22 protein-coding genes and 2 pseudogenes are annotated in these 19,973 nt (G+C 35.6%); 4 read left to right on the forward strand and 20 right to left on the reverse strand.

From position 1 onward, the window contains the following. The first annotated feature begins 3 nt into the window (after positions 1-3). Complete coding sequence (locus AACL19_RS03210) at positions 4-288, forward strand: HU family DNA-binding protein (protein WP_339045271.1); 285 nt, start codon at positions 4-6, stop codon at positions 286-288. Here AACL19_RS03210 and AACL19_RS03215 read toward each other — a convergent pair. The 19 genes and pseudogenes from AACL19_RS03215 to AACL19_RS03305 form a co-directional block, all read right to left on the reverse strand. After that, on the reverse strand, positions 260-1,057 hold the full coding sequence (locus tag AACL19_RS03215; protein ID WP_339045272.1) for a baseplate J/gp47 family protein: 798 nt from the start codon (positions 1,055-1,057) through the stop codon (positions 260-262). The two genes, AACL19_RS03210 and AACL19_RS03215, sit on opposite strands and share 29 nt — an antisense overlap. Before the next feature lie 8 nt (positions 1,058-1,065). Continuing rightward, entirely contained in the window at positions 1,066-1,395 is a 330-nt protein-coding gene (locus AACL19_RS03220; RefSeq protein ID WP_339045273.1) for a GPW/gp25 family protein, read from the reverse strand. After that, on the reverse strand, positions 1,392-1,652 hold the full coding sequence (locus tag AACL19_RS03225; protein WP_339045274.1) for a PAAR domain-containing protein: 261 nt from the start codon (positions 1,650-1,652) through the stop codon (positions 1,392-1,394). Before AACL19_RS03225 ends, AACL19_RS03220 begins: the two co-directional genes overlap by 4 nt. Before the next feature lie 7 nt (positions 1,653-1,659). Then, positions 1,660-2,124 (reverse strand): phage baseplate assembly protein V, encoded by a 465-nt coding sequence (locus AACL19_RS03230; RefSeq protein ID WP_339045275.1) that lies wholly within the window; start codon positions 2,122-2,124, stop codon positions 1,660-1,662. Beyond that, positions 2,111-2,569 (reverse strand): hypothetical protein, encoded by a 459-nt coding sequence (locus tag AACL19_RS03235; RefSeq protein ID WP_410519876.1) that lies wholly within the window; start codon positions 2,567-2,569, stop codon positions 2,111-2,113. The genes AACL19_RS03230 and AACL19_RS03235 overlap by 14 nt, the downstream gene beginning before the upstream one ends. Positions 2,570-2,573: 4 nt before the next feature. Next, a pseudogene (locus AACL19_RS03240) lies at positions 2,574-3,088 on the reverse strand (phage tail protein). Continuing rightward, entirely contained in the window at positions 3,081-3,401 is a 321-nt protein-coding gene (locus AACL19_RS03245) for a hypothetical protein (RefSeq protein ID WP_339045278.1), read from the reverse strand. The pseudogene AACL19_RS03240 and the gene AACL19_RS03245 overlap by 8 nt, the downstream one beginning before the upstream one ends. 1 nt (position 3,402) lies before the next feature. Continuing rightward, complete coding sequence (locus tag AACL19_RS03250) at positions 3,403-4,404, reverse strand: major capsid protein (RefSeq protein ID WP_339046595.1); 1,002 nt, start codon at positions 4,402-4,404, stop codon at positions 3,403-3,405. Positions 4,405-4,408: 4 nt separating this feature from the next. Continuing rightward, entirely contained in the window at positions 4,409-4,783 is a 375-nt protein-coding gene (locus AACL19_RS03255) for a head decoration protein (protein WP_339046597.1), read from the reverse strand. A 25-nt stretch (positions 4,784-4,808) separates the two neighbouring features. Beyond that, positions 4,809-5,906: a S49 family peptidase gene (locus tag AACL19_RS03260; RefSeq protein ID WP_339045280.1), complete on the reverse strand. Its 1,098-nt coding sequence runs from the start codon at positions 5,904-5,906 to the stop codon at positions 4,809-4,811. Between the two features lie 4 nt (positions 5,907-5,910). Continuing rightward, positions 5,911-7,328, reverse strand: a pseudogene (locus AACL19_RS03265) (phage portal protein). Further along, positions 7,329-7,553, reverse strand: coding sequence for a gpW family head-tail joining protein (gpW, locus tag AACL19_RS03270; protein WP_339045281.1), 225 nt, complete (start codon positions 7,551-7,553; stop codon positions 7,329-7,331). Beyond that, entirely contained in the window at positions 7,543-8,544 is a 1,002-nt protein-coding gene (locus AACL19_RS03275) for a terminase gpA endonuclease subunit (RefSeq protein WP_339045282.1), read from the reverse strand. Before AACL19_RS03275 ends, gpW begins: the two co-directional genes overlap by 11 nt. Continuing rightward, positions 8,451-9,377, reverse strand: coding sequence for a phage terminase large subunit family protein (locus AACL19_RS03280; RefSeq protein WP_339045283.1), 927 nt, complete (start codon positions 9,375-9,377; stop codon positions 8,451-8,453). The genes AACL19_RS03275 and AACL19_RS03280 overlap by 94 nt, the downstream gene beginning before the upstream one ends. Continuing rightward, the gene (locus AACL19_RS03285; protein WP_410519878.1) at positions 9,374-10,915 is read right to left on the reverse strand and encodes an ankyrin repeat domain-containing protein; all 1,542 of its coding nucleotides are present in this window, start codon (positions 10,913-10,915) and stop codon (positions 9,374-9,376) included. Before AACL19_RS03285 ends, AACL19_RS03280 begins: the two co-directional genes overlap by 4 nt. Before the next feature lie 56 nt (positions 10,916-10,971). After that, entirely contained in the window at positions 10,972-11,460 is a 489-nt protein-coding gene (locus tag AACL19_RS03290; RefSeq protein ID WP_339045285.1) for a hypothetical protein, read from the reverse strand. A 28-nt stretch (positions 11,461-11,488) separates the two neighbouring features. Continuing rightward, entirely contained in the window at positions 11,489-12,718 is a 1,230-nt protein-coding gene (locus AACL19_RS03295) for a DNA modification methylase (RefSeq protein ID WP_339045286.1), read from the reverse strand. Positions 12,719-12,832: 114 nt separating this feature from the next. Next, entirely contained in the window at positions 12,833-13,297 is a 465-nt protein-coding gene (locus AACL19_RS03300; RefSeq protein WP_339045287.1) for a Holliday junction resolvase, read from the reverse strand. Between the two features lie 24 nt (positions 13,298-13,321). After that, a complete protein-coding gene (locus AACL19_RS03305; protein WP_339045288.1) occupies positions 13,322-14,350 on the reverse strand; it encodes a virulence RhuM family protein in 1,029 nt (342 codons plus the stop codon). Between the two features lie 223 nt (positions 14,351-14,573). On the opposite strand from AACL19_RS03305, the gene AACL19_RS03310 reads away from it, so the two are divergent. After that, on the forward strand, positions 14,574-16,658 hold the full coding sequence (locus tag AACL19_RS03310) for an AAA family ATPase (RefSeq protein ID WP_339046599.1): 2,085 nt from the start codon (positions 14,574-14,576) through the stop codon (positions 16,656-16,658). A gap of 784 nt (positions 16,659-17,442) precedes the next feature. On the opposite strand, the gene AACL19_RS03315 is transcribed toward AACL19_RS03310, so the two are convergent. Then, positions 17,443-18,258: a hypothetical protein gene (locus AACL19_RS03315; protein ID WP_339045290.1), complete on the reverse strand. Its 816-nt coding sequence runs from the start codon at positions 18,256-18,258 to the stop codon at positions 17,443-17,445. A 297-nt stretch (positions 18,259-18,555) separates the two neighbouring features. Between AACL19_RS03315 and AACL19_RS03320 the strand changes: the two genes are divergently transcribed. Both AACL19_RS03320 and AACL19_RS03325 read left to right on the forward strand, forming a co-directional pair. Next, positions 18,556-19,080 carry a sigma-70 family RNA polymerase sigma factor gene (locus AACL19_RS03320; protein ID WP_339045291.1) on the forward strand — a complete coding sequence of 175 codons (525 nt, stop codon included), beginning with the start codon at positions 18,556-18,558 and terminating at the stop codon, positions 19,078-19,080. A gap of 60 nt (positions 19,081-19,140) precedes the next feature. Then, positions 19,141-19,968, forward strand: a complete 828-nt coding sequence (locus AACL19_RS03325; RefSeq protein ID WP_339045292.1) for an ATP-binding protein — start codon at positions 19,141-19,143, stop codon at positions 19,966-19,968. The last annotated feature ends 5 nt before the right edge of the window (positions 19,969-19,973 follow it).

The raw sequence follows: 19,973 nt of genomic DNA on the forward strand, positions 1-19,973 counted from the left end.
AACATGAGTAAAAAAGAGATAATAGATGGACTTCTTAAGCAAAAAGAATTCCTTGGTATTAGAACTGAAAAACATGCTGAAGACATAGTGGGTGCCATCCTTAATATTTTAAAAGAAAAATTAGAACATCTAGATTACGGCAAATCATTTAGGTTACATACCATTGGTAGTTTCTACGCAATAAAATGTAAAGAGAGAAAGTACCGTAATGCTTATAATGGTAAAGTCGCTATTCTTCCTTCTCATAGACGTATACGCTTTAGGGATTATAAACCTTCTCAATCTTAAAACTGCCTAAAATAGCGCTTTCATTGCCTTTGATTATAATATCTTCTTTTGGCTCTATAAGTTCTATATTCTCTACCCCTTCTGTAAAAAGATGGGCAATAATCCATGATCTGGTTACATTCCAACCCAACCTTTTAGTGAATTCAAACTTTTGTATAAATTGCTTTTTTATGTTTTCAATAGTATCTGATAAAACATTAATTTTTGCATAGATATCAACTGGAATGATATTACAGCCTACTACTGTCACTGTATCAGTTAACACTCTTACATCATCTTGAGTTACTTGTTCTTTGACAATGCTTAGCAGTTCCTTAGAAGGTATCCCTTCCGTAGATAATATAGCAATCTCTACACTACCAGGAATAAGTGAACTAACTAAAGCATCTTTAACTCTAATGTCAGCTGACAAGGCGTGATAACGATAATGCTCTTTACCTCCTGCAGCCCCCCAACCAACAATCTTAGCTTTAATTCTTTTTCTTAAACGTTCATCATCCTCTGTACCTTTACGCTCAACTCCATAAAACTCAGCCAAATGTTCAAGATCCGTATCTGTGGCAAAAGCTAGTAAATTAGCACAAGCTGCCTCATTAATTCTCTGTCTTAGCAAAAGCTCTCTCCAAGCAGCAATTTCTAAAATCTTTATCGCTGGATCACTTTCAACTAATGCAGAAAAGTTAGGATCTTTTTTTACTAATTCCGCCTTCATCCGTGATAAGATCTCCTCAAAATTTAGTGGTTCAATTACATTTGGTGCTTTTCCCATCTTTTCCACTACAAACTGATGTTATCAAAAGAAACATTCTTCCCTTCTGGCAGGTACTTTCCTTCAAGTGATAAAGTAACCTTACCTTCACTCACTTCTGTAATTTTAACTCTATCAAGTTTAAATCTTCTTTCCCATTTGGCTAAAGCATCAGCAACTGCTGTATAGATCTCCAAGTTTCGATTTGTAGGTCCATCTATAAGTGCAAATAGTCTAGAGCCATAATCTCTTCTCATAACTCTACTGCCAATTGGTGTGGTTAGAATATCAACTATCGATTGCTTTAAATGCTCTAACCCTTCTAATACCTTACCATTACTGACACTCATTCCCCTCATGTTTTACCAGAAAAGACATTACCACTACCATTTGCTATTTTAAAACCACAAGAGACTAAATCTCCAACTCTGGCTATACCAAAACCATTTGCAAAAACAGTAGCTGATCCTTGAATTAGTGTTTTGTTTTCTGTAAAACTATCCCCCAGACGACAAACGGGTTTACCATTAACAAATACATTATCACTTCCCCCAGTGCAGATATGTTGTGATGTTTCTGCACAATAATCTCCTAAACGGACAACTGATTTACCCATTTTCCCTCTAATTTAGATCAACTCTTTTGGCATTTAATTTAATACCATCCTTAGTCATCTCCAGACTTGATTCCCCAACTGTCAAGGTAAGTTTATCCACCACAGAAACTTCAAGATGATGATCATCTTTATTATATGACAACTTTGTTCCATCTTGAAACAACAAGCTACTGATCATTTTATCATTCTCTACTGCTGGATACTTTTGCTGATAAATACTACCAAGTACAATTCCAAGAGATAACTCTCCTGAGGGTGAAAGTATTACCACTTGTTCATCAATACTTGGTGGCAGCCAACTCCTCTCTTCTCCAGCTCTGAAAGTTATCCATGGTAGCCATCCAGTTAAAATCTCATCTACTTTGACCACAACTCTTGCTTGTGAGTAATCTACTTCTTTTATAACTCCAATACGGATGATATTAGCTAGTTTCCTCTGCAGTTGCGAGATGGCAAAATTATGCTCCAGCACTTATACCTCCTATACTTATGGAATGTGATTCAATATCACTATCTACCCAGATTGAATGCCCCACATGCGCTTCATGCACCCATTCAACTAACCAGACAAGATAAGCATCTAATTCCGGTTTAAATCCATCTCCTTCTGCTGATATAAACTCAGCGGGTGAAATATTCTCCATATTCCAAGTATTCTTATTTACAACTCTTGCAACTTCAGCTGCCAATGATCTTACAACGAGAAAAGCATTATCTATACTACTATCAATTACCGCTCTTGCTTCAAACCTAGCTCTAAGGGCAAGCTCTTCCGTACCTGGATCTTTTCCTGGCTCCAAACTTGTAAGCTCAACAAATACTGCTGGAGCTAATATCTCTTTACGTACTACTGGGTAATTCTCACAAGTTTGTACTGCTGGTATTTCACTTTTGACAAATTTTATCGTGCAGCTCAGTCCATTATACCTTTTGCAAAATAAAATTAAGTTCGTGCTGAAAGTACTTTTCAAATACCTTCTCTACTTCATTATTCACTAATCCCTTAATGATCCTTGATGCTTCTGGCTCTAGTGGTAATCTTGTATTGGTAGTGCTGTTTTGCCTTTACGCTTAAAGACACTAGTATAACCTCTGGGCATAGTAGCAACAAATGCACTGTGAAACATATATTTCCCTACCGTCGCTCCAGTTTTTGTCTGTCTCATACTCCCAAGTTTTGCTGCTTTGATTCCATAAAGACTGGCTCTGACTAATGCCTTTAAAGAGTTTCTATTGGCTTTAATAACCTGTAGCCTATTTCTAATTAGCTTTAATTTTATTTGTTTCTCCGTACTTATTTCCCTACTAGCTTGAGCTTTTACCCAAAGCGCCGTTTTATTTAGTGCCCTAACTACTGCTAATTCTACTTTATCTTTTTTAGCATCAATGGTTTGAATAACCTTATTAATGTTATTGCTAACTTCTATACTAAACATTTGAGTTGTCTGTTTTCATACACTCTATTCTCCACAGCATTCCCGAGTTGTCCTTAAGTGGTGGTAAGTAGATCTTATACTTTTGCTCATTGATAACAAAAACATCTCCTACTGCAGGCTGCAATACATCAAATACACTTACCTCAAGTATTAGCATCTCACCAATGAACTTTCCCTCACCAACCTCATAAAGTTTGTCTGGTTGTTGTTTTAATATTGCTACTGGATATGACTTGTTCTTTGACTTATATAATGCCTGTTGTCCTAGATATAAGAAACAATCTGTAAATAATCTCTGAACATTTTTAAACATATTAAGCAGTGATCTTTACTAATATTGATGGTCTGTGACACATAGGAAGAGGATTAGACTGAGTATGCAGATCAGTTCCCCGATCAAATCTTCTTGGTTGTTGTTTTGCATAAAGTGGTTGTCCTAAAGTATTTACGGTTTCATTAAAGTCTGCTGGAGCAAAATAAGTAGTAAATGTATTTGCTGTTCCCAGAGGAAAACAATGTCCGGTATCTTTTTCAATAAACCTTCTCACATTGCCATCGGGATCTGTTGCTTGTCCTCGATATTCTTCAAAGGCAATGCCACAGAAAGTAAACCCTGATCTCATATCATTGCGAAGTGCTGCTCCTTCTTGCCATCTTTCATAGGCTTCTTTTACTTTTTGATGTGCAGTTAAAGCATCAAAAAACTCAGGACTAACCAGTGCATGAACCTCAGTCATATACTCACCACTTAAGTTATCTTCAATATGGCGCAATACTTCCATACACTTACGTTTTACATCTGTGGTTGCAGTGCTAAGAGCAAAGTTTACTACTTTTGGGGTAATCTCAAATTCTGTATATAAGTTGAGTAATTCAGAACCATCAGCATCAAGAATAATGCCCTTTAAAGCTCCCATACGTAGATGCTCTATAGTGATTGCATGTTTATTTCTCATTGATTGCAAATGATCTGTGATAACATCAGCTAAAGCTTTAAGTTCATTTTCTGAGCCAAATGCACGTATTCCTTGAACTTCTTCTGGTAATACCACATCATCGTGAGGAATATGAGGGATAGTAAAGGTTCTTACTTTTCTTTTTCCGCGTTTTCCTACAGTTGCTGGTGCTCCTGGTAGTTGGGTTGGTAGTAAGCTGAGTACTCCGTTTTGCTCTTCTATTGTAATATGACGGAATCTCACTGCCTTACTTGGAAATAACTTTAAGTTTTCAGTACGACCATAATTGATTGGCAAAATATTTATTGCTCCTGTGAGCGCCGTTATACTAAATGCTGGATTTGAGAATGGATTTTGCATAGATTTAAACCCCCTTACGAATAATGATACCACGAGTTTCAAGTTGTTTTATTGCTGCAGTTTTTTGCTCTTCAGTAATATTTGTTGGCCAAACTAAAATACAATCAGCTAGCAGGGCAATACGTGTAATCATCACTGCTTTGGTATCTGCTGCTTTTGCATCCACATCACTTATTACTACACCAATAGCAATTTGAGTGCCGTCTGTGGCAGTTGGATTTAAAACCTTAATTAAACCATCATCTGTTTTTTTGCTAACCACAGCTCCTAAACTCAGATTTTGTCCTTTGGCAACTGTTACTTGATCGCGTGAATAGATGTTTGATGCTTCATATTTTAATAGATCACCTAAATTATTGGCCTCTGTTATACAACTCATAAATATTGTCTCCTTTTATTATTAGCTATGCAGATTGACGAGATTTAGCTACCTGTATTACCAGATCTTCTTGCACATTTGTCTGCAAAGTACTTAAAATTTCAGTTTTTGTTGCTTGTTGAGCCAGAGTGGTCATTAAAATCTCTCTTGCTTCAACCGCACTTATATTCTGCTCAATAAATTCTCCTAATTTTTCTGGCATACGTGATAAGTTACATAGACGTACCAGCTCTAAAACCTCAGTACGATAACTGTTGTCATAATTCTGCTTATCATGACTTACAATATCTTTAGAATTTTGTTCTTCTTGATTGGTAATTTGTTTGTTCATAATAAAACTCCTTTGTTTGTTGATAAATATTTTTTCTTTCAAATCAGCAAATGTTGTTATTTCATCTGCTAAGCCAATATCTATTGCACTTTCACCAAAATAAAGCCCTGCTTCAGTTGATCTAACGGCTGTAGTAGATAAATCTCTATTACGCGCTATAAGTTCCACAAACATCTCATATAAGCGATTTACCTCTCCTTGCAGACTCTCCTTGCTCTCAGAAGTAATAGGTTCATGCGGATTTAAATCATTTTTACGATTACCTGCAAAAACTGTGCTGTATTTTATACCTTGTTTTTCATCAAAACTGCTCTGGTCAATATGACTAGCAATAACCCCAATGCTACCAACCCCTGAAGTTCTAGTGAGCAAAATCTTCTCAGCGCTTGAAGCAATAGCATAGGCAGCAGAATAAGCATCACCACTTACAGTTGCGATAATCTCTTTTTTTGACCTAGTATTATAGATAAAATCAGCTAAATCAAATACTCCATTTACTTCTCCTCCTGGACTGTCGATATCAAGTAAAATGGTCTCTATACTACTATCTGCTAAAGCTTCTTCTACTTGCTCATAGATTCTTTCATATGAGGTCATCCCTAAAACATCATCAAAAGCTCCAGGTTTTTGAGTTAAAATCCCATAAATGGGAATAATAGCAATACCCTCTTGCTTGCTAGCTATATGTTTTAAATTCTTAAAGATTGGTAATTTCTTGCTGTGTAATGATAATAATTCAAAACTTCTCGGTTCCAGCATCAGTGGTTTGCTTAGTAATAGAGAACTCTCCATAAATTTAATTTCCTTTTTGCTTAATATCTGCCCGACAATCAGAATCAAAATTCAGGTTAAAGTAATCAGCACGTTTATGATCTTCAGCAATCTCCTGATCAATTTCTTCTATATCATAGCCAAGCTCTGACACTACCTCTGCTCTACTTTTAAACCCGTTTCTTACTGCCATCTGCTGTGCTTGCTGATCTTTAAGTGGATCAACCCAATCAAACCCTTGTGGGATCCATTTTACATCCTTTAATGTTTGGCTATTCTCTTTATTTGTTTCTTTAATTGCACCAGAGAGTAGTGCTAACTCTAATTCCATACTGGACGGCAAAATTGAAAGACCATGACATTATGCTGTAACATCGAGCATCGACGACGAAACTCTATCAGCCCTGCTCGAATTGATGAGTAATTAACATTAGTGAGATCACCAGTTAACTGCTCATAAGTAATGCCCATGCCAATAGCAATAGCTCTCAGTTGTTGTCTCATGAATGCCTCGTAGCTACCCCCAACATCTGATGGTTCAGAAAACTTAATATCTTCTCCTGGATCCAAAAGCTGCATAGTTCCAGGTTCTAAACCAGAGAGGGCAATTCCATGTTCGTTTGTTTCATTTTCTCCCATGATATTAGCTTCAGGATCAAGTCTGGTGATAAATCCAGCAAACATTGCTGCCGTTTTCTTTCTCACAAGTTCCGCATCATCATATTGATCAAGTTCATAGAGTTTCAGTAGTACATTAGATAGCCAAGGTTCTCCTCTTATTTGTCCTGGTCTTAAAGGTCTATAAATATGCAAAACATCATTTGCTGGAACTCGAACTGATTCTCCTAATGAACCATCACCTGGATGCTCTCTGAATAAGTAATATGCTTCTCTTTGCCCAAGTTTGTTAAATTCAATCCCACTACGAATGATGTTACCATTTGCTAACGTTTGGTTACTCTTATTGTCTAAATGTTCTGATTCAAGTACTTGCAGCTGCAGTGGAACAGATAAATTATCTTCTGCTCTTCGCGCCCGCAAACGGATAAAACACTCTCCCCCCTCTACCATACTTCGACATACTAAAGACTGCAGTCCATAAAAATCATTTGCGCCACAGCTATCTGCCTCATCAGTCCAACTAAGCCATAACTGCTGTAGTTTTCTTCTAAAATTGGCATCTGTAGCTTTTGATTGGGGTTTAATTCCAGTGCCAACACAATTACTGACTATGGTATCAATAATATTTGCTGCATAGGGGTTATTACGTACCATACCACGAGAGCGGCTACGCAGAGTTTCAAGGTTATGAGTAAGGAGGCTATTTATGCTTCCCCTTTCAGGTTGAAAATAACATAACCTTCTTCCAGCTCCTGCTCCATCCCAGGCTGAACTTTTAATCTTTGGTTTATTGAATAGTTGTTTTAGTGATTTTAATATCATCTATAGGACACCTTTACTTGTGGAAAAAACAATTCTCCTCTTTGGCTTTACCCCTGAGATTTTCAGCTCGGCCTTAATTCTTTGTCTTAAATTAAGTAAGTCATTTATCTGCACTTCTGCATATCTCACTACATGATCACCATAAGCAATTGATACTACTCGTTCCCCACTTTGTAATTTCTGTATGGCTTGTTCAACTTGGACTAGATACTCACTATTGTACATTTGGCTCTATCCACTTACTCGGTATTACTTTTGCTGATTTCTTTTGACTCTTAGTTTTTTTACCCACTAAACTGTTCCATTTATTCTCTGTCCAGCGATCAATCCCTAGAGCAATGGATGCAGCTCTTGCATAAACTCGACAGTCAAGTGCTTCGTTACGTTCTCTAATCTTCTGCCATTCTTGTTTAGTATAGCCTTTAACTACTTTAGTAATTAACTGCTCAGCTGTTAGTTGTTTAAAATATTCGGGGCAATACTGAGGAAAATGACAGTACCCAGGGGGAAATCCTTCTTCATTCTCTAAAAGTTTAAGTAATTGGAAGAGTTCAGATTTAAGTATTGATACTCCTATAGGCCAGAGTTTTACGCCCCGACGTAACTTTTGTCCAGCAACAGTAACATCAACTTTACTTGGACTACTAAGTGGTACTAGGGCTTTATTTACTCCTTTAACTGCCATTACTCTTCCACATCCTTGATAACTTCTGATCCAATTATAAACTTCCTGTGTTGCATATCCGGCATCTACTGCCATCATACTGATTGTATATTCAAGTCCATCACTACCTAAGAAATGGTTGCCAAGTAATTCTGATAATTTATTCCAGACAAAATCTCGTCCAGGATCGCCTTCAAACACTTGATAATCAATCGACCAACTTTCTCTATTTCTGCCCCAAGCAACAACTTCTACCTCTATTCTATCCTTCTGCACGTCAACCCCAGCAGTTAAGACTACTTCTCCTTGAGGTACTGTACCAATTAAATAATCTTCTCGACGCTGAAAGAGATGCTTCCAATCTGGTACTTCTCCACGATCAACCCAAGTTTCTCCGAGGGTGGTATTTATCCATACTTTAAGCAGCTGCTCATTATCTTTACTGTGGAGAAAGTCTTCTACTGCTTGACTCCAACTATACCAGCCAACAGGGCTATATAAACTTGAGAGCCTACTGTTTTGTTGTTTACTGTAACATTTGTGCCTCGCCATTCCCCTTGACTTAACATTTCTGTCTTTTGATGATTTTCTATTTTACCACTACATTCACTGCAAACATAATGTGCTGAGGCTGGCTCCTTATCTTCCCATTTTACCTGTTGCCATTTTAAGATTTGATAATAATTACAATGTGGGCAAGGCACAAAGAAATAACGTTTATCAGAAGCTTCAAACTCTTTCTCAATTCTGCTAATTCCATGTACTGTTGGTGTTGATACTAAAAAGATCTTTCTCCTCGTAAAAGTGTTAGTACGTGCAATACTTAAAAGTACTGGATCACCTTCACCCCCAGAGTCTCCTGGATAAGCATCAATCTCATCTAAGAATAAGTATTTAACTGGCATGGATCTTAGCCCAACACTACTGTTAGCTCCAGTTATTACCACCATGCCTCCTGGGAACTCTTTGCTCTGTACTGTGTTACCTGAATCTCTTGCTCTTGGATCTTTAACTTTGCTCTTTAAACATGGTGTACTGTCAATAAGAGGAGCAAATCTTCCTTTAGACCAACGCTTTCCCATCTCGACAGTGGGTTGCACTACCAGCATTGGCCCTGGAGTTTGATCGATGATATAGCCTATCCAGTTATTTCCAGCCTCTGTTCCTCCAATTTGTGCCCCCTTCATAAAGATTACTTTTTCAACGGCAGATGAAGGAGAGAGACAATCCATGATTTCTTTTAAATAAGGAGTTCTTGCTGTCCGCCATTTCCCTGGTTCTGATGATGCTGTTTGCGAAAGTACCCGATACTCATTTGCCCACTCTGACACTTTAAGTAATGGATCGGGTTTTAGTCCGGCATAAAAACTACTGCTGTAAATCATTGCATTAGCACCAAATTATTTGATTGCCATGGATTTTCTCGCTCATCATAATCAACTAAAGTAGCAGGTTCTTTATTGGTTTCTGACAGCGCTTTTAAAACCCCTTGCTGACAGTTATTATCAATTGATCTTTGCATAAGTTGACTTAAAGCCACTATAGCAACTGCTGTGAATACTCCGGCTATGGTGGTATACATTCCTACTGCTATAGTAAAAATTACTGTCATTGAACCTATAACTGCAAGAGTGAGAACAGTACAGAGCTTCACCTTTTTATTATGATTATTTCTCTTTTCTATCACTTCTGCACATTTACTAAGCATATAAAACATCACAGGATTTTCTTTCGTATAATCTATAGGAGTTTTGCCTTCATTATCCCTACCAAATAGATCCACATCTTTTCTGATCAATAAGACCTTAAGTAACTCGAGGTTATTTGCTTTAATTGCACAGTAAAGGGCAACTGCAGGGCTTGCTCCTTTTTTAAGCAGTAACTCTACCGCATTTAAATGTCCTTGCTCTGCCGCAAAATATATTGGTGATTGGTTCTTGTTATTTAAAACATTAATATCCTCCCCCGTTTTTATTAGAATATTGATAATTTCAGTGTATCCTTTTTGCACCGCTAAATGTAATAGATGGTTATTATCAACTCCGTATCTGTTTTCTCTTAAGGCCTTTACTATCTCCTGCTTATTTTCCTCAACCGCATATTCAAATGGAGTCTTACCATTATCATCTTTCATCAGTGGATCTATATCTTTTCTGGTGAGTAAAACATCTGTGGTACTCAGTCCACCACCATCTACAGCATAATGCAAAGGAGTTTGGTTCTCATGGTCTTGGGGATTAACTCTACACTCAGGAGTACTGATTAAACACTTAACTACATCAAGGCAGAGATCTCTTTCATCGTAACTGCTATTACTTACTGCAATATGAAGTGGTGATAATCCTGTGGAACTTTGACCAACACTGACTGCGTTGACATTGGCCTTAAGCTGAATTAACAGCTCTACTGTTTTTAATCTCTTATTATTTACAGCGTAATGTAAAGGAGTTTGATTTCTTGCATCAAAAACATCGATTTCTGCTCCCCCTTCCTCTACTAAGATCTCAATAATACTTTTATGTCCTGCTCCTGCGGCTAAGTGTAAGGGTGTATGGTGCGCAGCATTGCGTAAGTTAACATCTACACCTTTTTCAATTAAATATCTTACTGCCTTAACTTCACCAACTGCTGCTGCTAAATGAAGTAAGCTATCGCCATCAGGTCCATACTTATTATTGATTAAAGCTTGTAATACTCTTGTTTTATTTTCTTCTTGAGCGTAATCAAGCGGGGCTTTACCTGTATCATCTTTAATGAAAGGATTAACGTTTTTCTTGTTAAATAAGAGATCTACTAAAGCTAAATCATCAGATTCTATAGCATAATGGAGAGCAGTTTTGCCATTTATCCCTTGAGTATTAACATCTACTTCTGCGTTGCTAATAAAGCATCTAATTATTTCTAAATGGAGATTTTGTTTGATCATTGGTTCTTCAGCTATAAATAAAGCAGGTAAAGTGTTTTTAGATGTAAAGCCACTCACTCCAATCCCCCTTGTGATAATGCTTCAAGCGCTATCTTGATTTCTTCAGTTAGTGTCTGATGAATCTTCTCACTACTATCCAGTGAAGCTAAAAGTGCAGATACTCTATCGGGAATGTTAAGCAGATTATTTCTTACAACTCTTGCGGTATTAAAAGCTGCAGTTTTAACTTCATCTATTGGTACAAGTTCACCAATTTCAGCTTTAGCCTTAGCTTCTAGAAGCTTACCACGTTCTATTTCATTCTTAATGCGAGTTTTAAGGAACATGGTGGCAAGATCACTATTGCCTCTTTCATTACCGTTAATACCTTTTCTTCTTTGTGGTTGACTTGGATCACGAATGGTAATAAGTGCAGCATCTGCTTGCTCAAAATCAATCATACCGTCTTTAAGCTCAACGATACCATTCTTCACCAAATAACAGACGTACTGTTTAGAAAACCCTTGCTCTTTTGCCCATTCAGTCTGGGTTATAAGTGCCACTTTTCCCCCTTTTATTATTTTCTTGTTTTTACCACTTTTCTAAGACTTGTTCTTGAATTTGCAAAAATGTCTTACCACTCGCTGCCAATATTGCTGCCCTGCCAGTATACATCTGCCAACGTTTAATCGTTATATCAACATAAGCAGGATCAAGCTCAATTGTTCGGCACATTCTTTCCCTACGTTCACAAGCAATAAGTGTACTACCAGAGCCAGCAAAGGGATCAAGGACGATATCTCCTGGATTGCTACTGTTTATTATCGCCTTTTCTATTAGCTCTAAAGGTTTCATGGTTGGATGCAGCGTATTACAGGTAGGTTTGTCGTAGTACCATAGATCACTTTGACTGCGTCCTCCATACCATCTACGTTCATTACCTTCTTTCCAACCATAGAGTATTGCTTCATACTGACGTTGATAATCAGCTCTCCCGAGTGTAAAGTGATTTTTAGCCCAAATGATAAACGTTGACCAATGTCCTCCTGCTTCTTTAAACGCCTTCTGCAGGGTTGCAAGTTCGGCTGATGCTGTACAGATATAAATTGCCCCTTTGGTATAGGCTAAAATGTGGGAACAAATGTCATAGAGAAATAACTCAAATTTTTCACCCTGATCATCATTTAATATTTTCCTATCATCTCTTTCTTGGCTATTACCATAAGCAACATTATATGGAGGATCACAGAAGGTAATATCTGCCACTTGCTCATCTAAAACAGCTTTAAAAGAACTATCTAGTCTACTATCACCACAGTAAATACGATGATTACCAAGTATCCATAAATCCCCTGGTTTTGTTACTACTGGTTTATCTTCATTATCAGTTAAATGAGAAAAATCCTCCTCCTCATTACTTTCATCAGCAAAAAACTTTTGTACTTTATCTAACTCAAAACCAGTGAGTTTAAGATCAAAGTTTAACTCTTCTAAATCCTTAAATTCAAGCTCTAAAAGATCGTTATCCCATTTAGCCCAATTAGCAGATTGATTAGCAAGAAGACGAAAAGCTTTAGTTTGAGCATCATTTAAATTATCAGCAAATACCACTGGAACTGTCTCTAATCCTAATTTTCTTGCAGCTTTAAGACGTAAATGACCATCAATTACCATACCATCACTTTTAGCAATAATAGGTATACGAAAGCCAAACTCAGCAATAGCAGCACACATTTTACTTACCACTACGTCGTTTTTACGGGGATTGCGCTCATACTCAATGAGATTTTCAACTGGATAATAATGGATTTTAAGATTCATATTTTTATTGATTTTAAAGATGGGTTTAAAAAGTTAATATCTTAAAACATTCTAACGCTAGAGAACTTCCGGGGTCCCTTTACCCAAAACCCGCCACAGTAGCCAAGGACCCGCTTAACAGGCTTCTAAACTACTTAAGTTATTAATATTATTATTTAAATTCATAGCATAAAATAGTAGTGCTAAACTATCAGCTTCGTTGTCATCACTTGGGGTAAAACCTTTATTTTTTATTGCAGCAATCACTGCACTTTTACTGGCATTACTGTGATAAAATGCTTTTTGCAGCAACACCTTGATAAGGCAAAGCTCACACCAAGCAGTAAGATGGGCTAAGAAGCCTCCATAGATATGAGCAGCATCAGTGCCAAGATGTCTTCTTACCTCTTCAAAATAGACAACACTTATATTTGAAAACTTCTGTTTTAAAGAATTAAGCCAATTACTAAAGTTTAAAAACTGCATTCCTCCACCACTAAAGCGACTAACATGAAAACTCTTACTACCACTTTCAATCACTCCTCCTTCTAAAATTGCCCAACCAGTTTGTTGTCCTAAATCTAATGTGAGTATCGACATATTTTATTTTTAGGTATAGATTTATTAGTTGGAGTTAGTTTTGTTAAGATTTTTCTTTTCTTCCACCAATTTATCGAAGTCTGACTTGTACGATTTATCTTGTATTTTTCTGAATTCTTCATACTCCTTTGTAGCTAAGGTAATTGCTACCTCATGAGAAACTTTACCGTGGTCCTTTAATATCTCTTGCTCGTTAAATTTTAAAAATGCGTCAAGCTTTTCTTTCCAATCTTTCATATACATTATTTTACCTCGAGCAGCTTGAAATTCCGCATGGTCTATATACATATTCACTATCTTATTCAATTGAGCAATTTCATTTTCATCTAAGTAGTTTTTTGCTACCTGAGTGTCAGAGAGAAAGATTTTCTCTTTAGGTGCTTTTCGCCAATTTGTTAGGCCCATATTTGGTTTGTTTCTATTTGCTCTATTTGCGATTATTTCTGCTGCTGTATTTCCAGTAATGGCAAAATGTAATTTGTTTTGCACTATAGCAAAGAAATCTTTTGTTTCAATTGCACAACTTGAATAATCTACTGAAGTTGAATAAATATCTGTAATTTTCTGGTAAGCTATACGCTCGCTAGCCCTAATTTCTCTTATTTCTTCTACTAGCTCATCAAAGAATCTAGCATCAAATCTTGTACCATTCTTAAATCTATTACTATCTATTGCAAAGCCTTTAAAAATGTAATTCTTTAGTTTATCAGTTGCCCATGTACGAAAAGCTATGCCACGCTCTGAATTAACACGATAGCCTACTGATATAACAGCTTCTAAATTGTAAAATACTACATTACGTTTTACTTCTCTTTCTCCTTCTTTTTGAACTATCGAGAATTCCTCAGTAGTTGAGCTTTTATCTAATTCTTTACTTAGATAAATATTCTTTAAGTGCAACGAAATATTATCACTTGAACAGCCAAATAGCTTAGCCATATGTTTCTGTGTAAGCCATAGATTATCATTTTCAAATCTGACCTCTATACATACCTTTCCATTGTCTGTTTCATAAAACAAGATTTCATTATTACCTGGGAGCTTATCTTTCATATATCATCTTATTATGTAGCCTTCTTACTATTAAAATAATGGAGTTTCGTATCCCTCTACTATATATATCAAGAAAATTCATCAAAATGTTCAGAAAAAGTTACATTATTTCAACATTTAATTCATCAAAGGTTTTAATAGTCAAAAAATTTTGAGCTATAAGTGAACAAATTCGTGTGATTTCTTGATTCATTATTGATAAGGGATCTATTAACGGAAAATTATGGATATCACATGTGATTTAAACAACTTATCAAAGAATGGACATTATAAGCCACTATTAGAGAAGGAAGAGTTAAAAACTCAGCTTTTACTTAATATAAGATCTTGTCTTTCTTACCTCTTCCGTAATGGCACTTTTCATGGCAACGAATATCGTATTGGTAATCTGCAAGGTAGTAAAGGAAAGAGTTTAAGAATAGAACTGACAGGCAATAAAGCAGGTTTATGGAACGATTTTGCCACTGGAGAAGGAGGGGATATCATAGATCTTTGGGCTGCTGCACATAGGAAAGATGTTAAGGCTGAGTTCCATGAAGTAATGGCATCCATTGGTGAGTGGCTTGGCTATTACCGGCAACATAAAGTTAATGAAGCTGAGTCCACAACCTCTTGGGATTATCTTGATGAGAATGGTGAGGCTATTGTTAAGGTTTATCTTTATGATACTGCTTTAGGGAAACGATATCTGCCATTTGATGTCAAAAAGTCAAGCTATACTGCACCAGAGATAAGACCTTTATATAATATCCCAGGTATAATTAAAGCCGATAAGGTCATTATTGTTGAAGGAGAAAAGTGTGCAGAAAGCTTAATAAAACAAGGTATTACAGCAACAACAGCAATGTCTGGAGCAAATGCACCCATTGACAAAACAGACTGGTCACTACTTAAAGGCAAACACATAATAATTTGGCCAGATAACGATGAACCAGGAAAGCAATACGCTGAGAAAGTTGCAAAAAAACTCATCGATCTTGGTGTTATCTCCCTAGCAATTATTAAAGTTCCCCAAAATAAACCAAAAGGTTGGGATGCTGCTGATTGTATCCAAGAAGGAATAAATCCTCTAGAATTTATCACAAATAAGAAAAGCCCTTATAACAATAATAATTCCTCTAATAAATTGAAAAAAATTGATACATCAATCTGGACTAATACTGCTCCAGAAAGAAAGTGGATCATAAAAGATTGGCTTCCTGTTGGTAGCGTTACTGCTCTTTATGGCGATGGCGGTGTTGGCAAATCTCTTCTTGCACAACAATTAATGACAGCTGCTGCTATTGGTAAACCTTGGTTAGGCATAGATATTGAACAAATTAAAACATATGGTGTCTTTTGTGAATATGATGAAGAAGAACTCTGGCGTCGGCAATGTACAATAAATGCATTTTATCAATTGGATATGCAATCCCCTGCTTTCCTAGACAACATTTGTTTATCATCTCGAGTAGGAGAAAATAATCTTCTTATGGTTTTTGATAATAAAGGTATAGGCCAATTAACTCCTTACTTTCAAGAATTGCTTGCAGACATTGAATTGTTTCAACCCAAGCTAGTGATCTTAGACACAGCTGCAGACCTATTTGGCGGTAATGAAAATGATCGCTCTCATGTTAGGCAATTTATTCAAAACTGTTGTGGTCATATAGCAAAGACAATAAAAGGAGCTGTTTTATTATGTGCTCATCCTTCTGATTCAGGAATAATACGAAAAACTGGTACAGGAGGTTCAACAGCATGGAATAATTCTGTAAGGTCCAGGTGGTATTTATCAAAACCGGATAGAGCTGATGCTTCTGATATTGATCGTGTTCTTTGCCGTAAGAAGTCTAATTATTCTGCATCTGAACAAAATCAGATTTCGTTTTACTGGCAAAATGGAGCATTTGTAGAGTGTGATGCACATTTTAATTCAGAAAGAATAGTAAGGAATAGTTATAACAAGAAACTAGATTTAGAACGTGGAAGAAGACATGACGTTATCTTAGAATTAATTGCAAGTGAAGCATATAAAGGTAAAGTCTATACTACAGCACAATTTGCTAAATATTTTGAAGGAAAATTAGGTCTTGGTAGTGAACGTAGTATTCGCGAAAGAATAAGTCATCTTGCAACCATTGGTCATATAAAATTTTTCAAGAGAAGTCCTGAACATGAATTATCAAATACCAGATCAAAGTATGGTTATTTATGTGTTGAGGATATGGAGCTTAAAATTTCTGAAGATCAATATGTATTTATTAAACCAAGCTGTTATCTATCAGCAACAAATGGAGTACTTATGCCAGTTGAAAATGCAGAATAAGTTGGCAAAAATTAAGTTGGCAGTTTAAGAATTTGCCATCTTGCCAACTAGGATTTTTCTCAAACTGACCGCAGTGGCTTGTTTTAAGTTATTTTGTTAATTTTAAGTTGGCAGGATGGCAGAAATGCAGAAAGAAATTGCCAACTAGAAATGCGTCTTAAAATCCCCTCCCATAGCAGGTTTAAGGTAGTTGGCAAGATGGCAAAAAACCTTATATATATAATAATATACTATAGTATATTATAATCAAATATTACCAACTAGAAATTCTGATCTTTAATAAAAAGTCTATTTTAACAGAAGAATTAAAAATGAATGCAAAGACAAACAATCCATAATAAAGTTTTAAAACTACCCCCATGAAAACATCATATCTACTGAACTTTTAGATTTTTTTTAAATACTATTGCACTCTCAAAGTAATTCTACTAACATTGCTAATGTTTAGCTGGTTTGCTAAGTTACTAAACTAAAAGTATTAAAGATATGAGTAAGTAGAGTTTATGTTGCTTTAAATGTGATGTTTTTAGAGTCATTATGTTATTTCAGCATGGGAAATTGTATACTTTTTATAAACTTACGCTTATAATATAACTTAAAACGTCAGCAAATGGCATATAGCTTGTAATCATTATCTTGCCTTTAGCTTTTAGTTGGTTTGGGTGTGTTTTAAGTTTAACTTCAATGAACAGCACTACTATCTAAATAGATTTTAATATCATTCCATTGTAGCGCTGTTTTGAGCTTATTGCTTCCTTTTACTGAAATATATAATCCAAAAGAATTACTGACTTAATTGCTTGTTGTTTATTTCAGTTATTGTTACTTGATCAAAAGTGGTATTTAAATCAATTAAGTTACTTCTTGCATCCATTTTAGTTGAAGAATTTTCTAGTTTATGCTCTTCCTTTGCAAAATTAAAATCAGTTAAATCATTTAAACTCTTTTCTGGCAGATGACTGATAAAACTACTTTGCTGTTCTTTTGTGCTTTTAAGTTCAACTAATTTTTCTCCATGTTGAAGCTTTCTTATTACTATTTTAAATATTCTCGTAAACAATGATTTGATTGATCCTGCTTTGCCTTTTTCTGTTTTACTTAGCTGTTCTTTTTCAAATTGATCAAATACTTGTTTCTCACACTTATTAAGTTCAGTAAATCTTTCTTGTGCAAAGGAATCGAATTCTCGTTCAATACTATCATTTTCATACGCTGTAGCAGCTCTTTCAAGATACTGTATATCGTTTTCTGTAAATTTGTCGGCAAGCTTATAGAGATGATGTACATCTTGTGCATTTATGTTCAATCTATCTTGCTCAATAACCTTATTTATGGCTTTAATATCATGTTTTGTTAGTTTAAAAGTGTCTTTGACTATATCAAGTAACTTAAGTTTACAAAGCTTCCTGAACACATCAAATGCTTTATCATCTTGAAATATAGGATAGCTTTTTTTATCCTTTTTCACTGATTTTTGTATACATATTAACTCATCATCAAAAGACTTTTTTAATTCATCGAGATCTTTACCGATATTGTTAAATCCTTCAAAATATTCCTCATATTTATCACAAGTTTTTATATTATTATTCTCTGTCATTTCACCCCCATACTTTATATCTATTAATGATATAAATAAAATTATTAAGCTTAAATATTAATTAAAGATTAATTATTGGTTAAATAAAACCATCATAAGATATGAGAATAAGTACTATTAAAACAGCATAATAACTTCAATGTCTGAACAAATTTTGCAGATGGGGGATAAACTGGAAAGAAATCCTGAAATATCAAGTGATTAACTTTTACATATGGGGGAAAGAATTTCTCTCGTGCCGTACAAAATCAGGGCAATAGATTTCATCATTAAACCATATAAATTTATGGAATCGCTATGAAATCAAACAATCGCTATTTAGGCATTAACCCTAAAATTATTAAACAAATAAGGAAACGTGCTAGACGACTTAAATCTTTCAGATGTTTTGCTGATTACAGTATTGAAGATATAGAACAAGAGCTTTTGTGCGAAACTTGGTCTGATTTAAACCAATATAGTGGTGATGAAAGCGGTCAAGATGCATTTATTCATAGCATTATTAAAAATCGTGCTATAAATCTTGTACGCAAGCAATCATGCGCTAAACGTGATAGTAAAGCCGGGATATTATTCATTGATATCACAGAATTAGGTAATGTCGTTGATAAAAGTAGTCACTTCGAAAATAAAGTAGCAGCAAATATCGATATAAGCACAACAATTTCAAAATTGCCAAAACTTTGGCAGGACATTTGTTATGATCTTCAATCTTATAGCATCTGTGAAATTGCTAAAATGTATAAAATATCAAGAACAACTGTTTATCACATCAGAAGACAAATACGAGCTAAACTTTCTCACTTAAAAATATATTTGTAAAAACAGGTGAACAAATCGTCGTCATTTCTTGATTATATATTATGAGAGGAGAATAAAATTATGACTTTAAAAATTACAAATAGTGAAGAAAGACTAAAAACTACTACAGGAGTGAAGATAGTAATCTTTGGACCATATGGCATTGGTAAGACTAGTTTACTTAAGACTTTAGATAAGCCAACACTGTGTCTTGATTTTGAAGCTGGTTTACTGGCCGTACAGGATTGGCAGGGAGATTCAATTAACATTCGTACTTGGAATGAAGCAAGAGATATTGCTTGTCTAATTGGTGGCCCAAATCCTGCACTTAAAGCTGATCAAGCTTATAGCCAAAGACACTATGATCACATCTTAGGTAAGTATGGAGATCTTTTAGCAAAACTCTCTGAGTACCGATGCATTTTCATTGATAGCATAACTGTTGCCTCACGCTTAAGTCTTCTATGGGCTAAATTACAACCTGAATCTATTTCTGAGAGAACAGGTAAACAAGACATGAGAGCAGCATATGGCATACTTGCTCAAGAGATGATGGCTTGGCTGAATCAATTTCAACATATTCCTAGTAAAGACATCATTTTAGTTGGTACCCTTGGACAATATTTAGATGACTTTAATCGCCCAACTTGGTTGCCACAGTGTGAAGGAACTAAAACTGCCAGTAAAATTCCCGGTATTGTTGATGAAGTTATCAGCATGGTAGGCATTAAAAAAGAAGATGGCAAGGAAGTACGCTCTTTTATCTGTCATGCTATCAATTCCTGGGGATATCCAGCTAAGGATCGTAGTGGCTGTCTTGATATGGTTGAAGAACCACATTTAGGTAAGCTACTGAGCAAAATTAAGAACAAAACTTTATCCACAATTTCAATTACAAAAGGAGTGTAAACCTT

Origin of the sequence: Candidatus Mesenet endosymbiont of Agriotes lineatus (assembly GCF_964019585.1) — a bacterium.
GTDB lineage: Bacteria > Pseudomonadota > Alphaproteobacteria > Rickettsiales > Anaplasmataceae > Mesenet.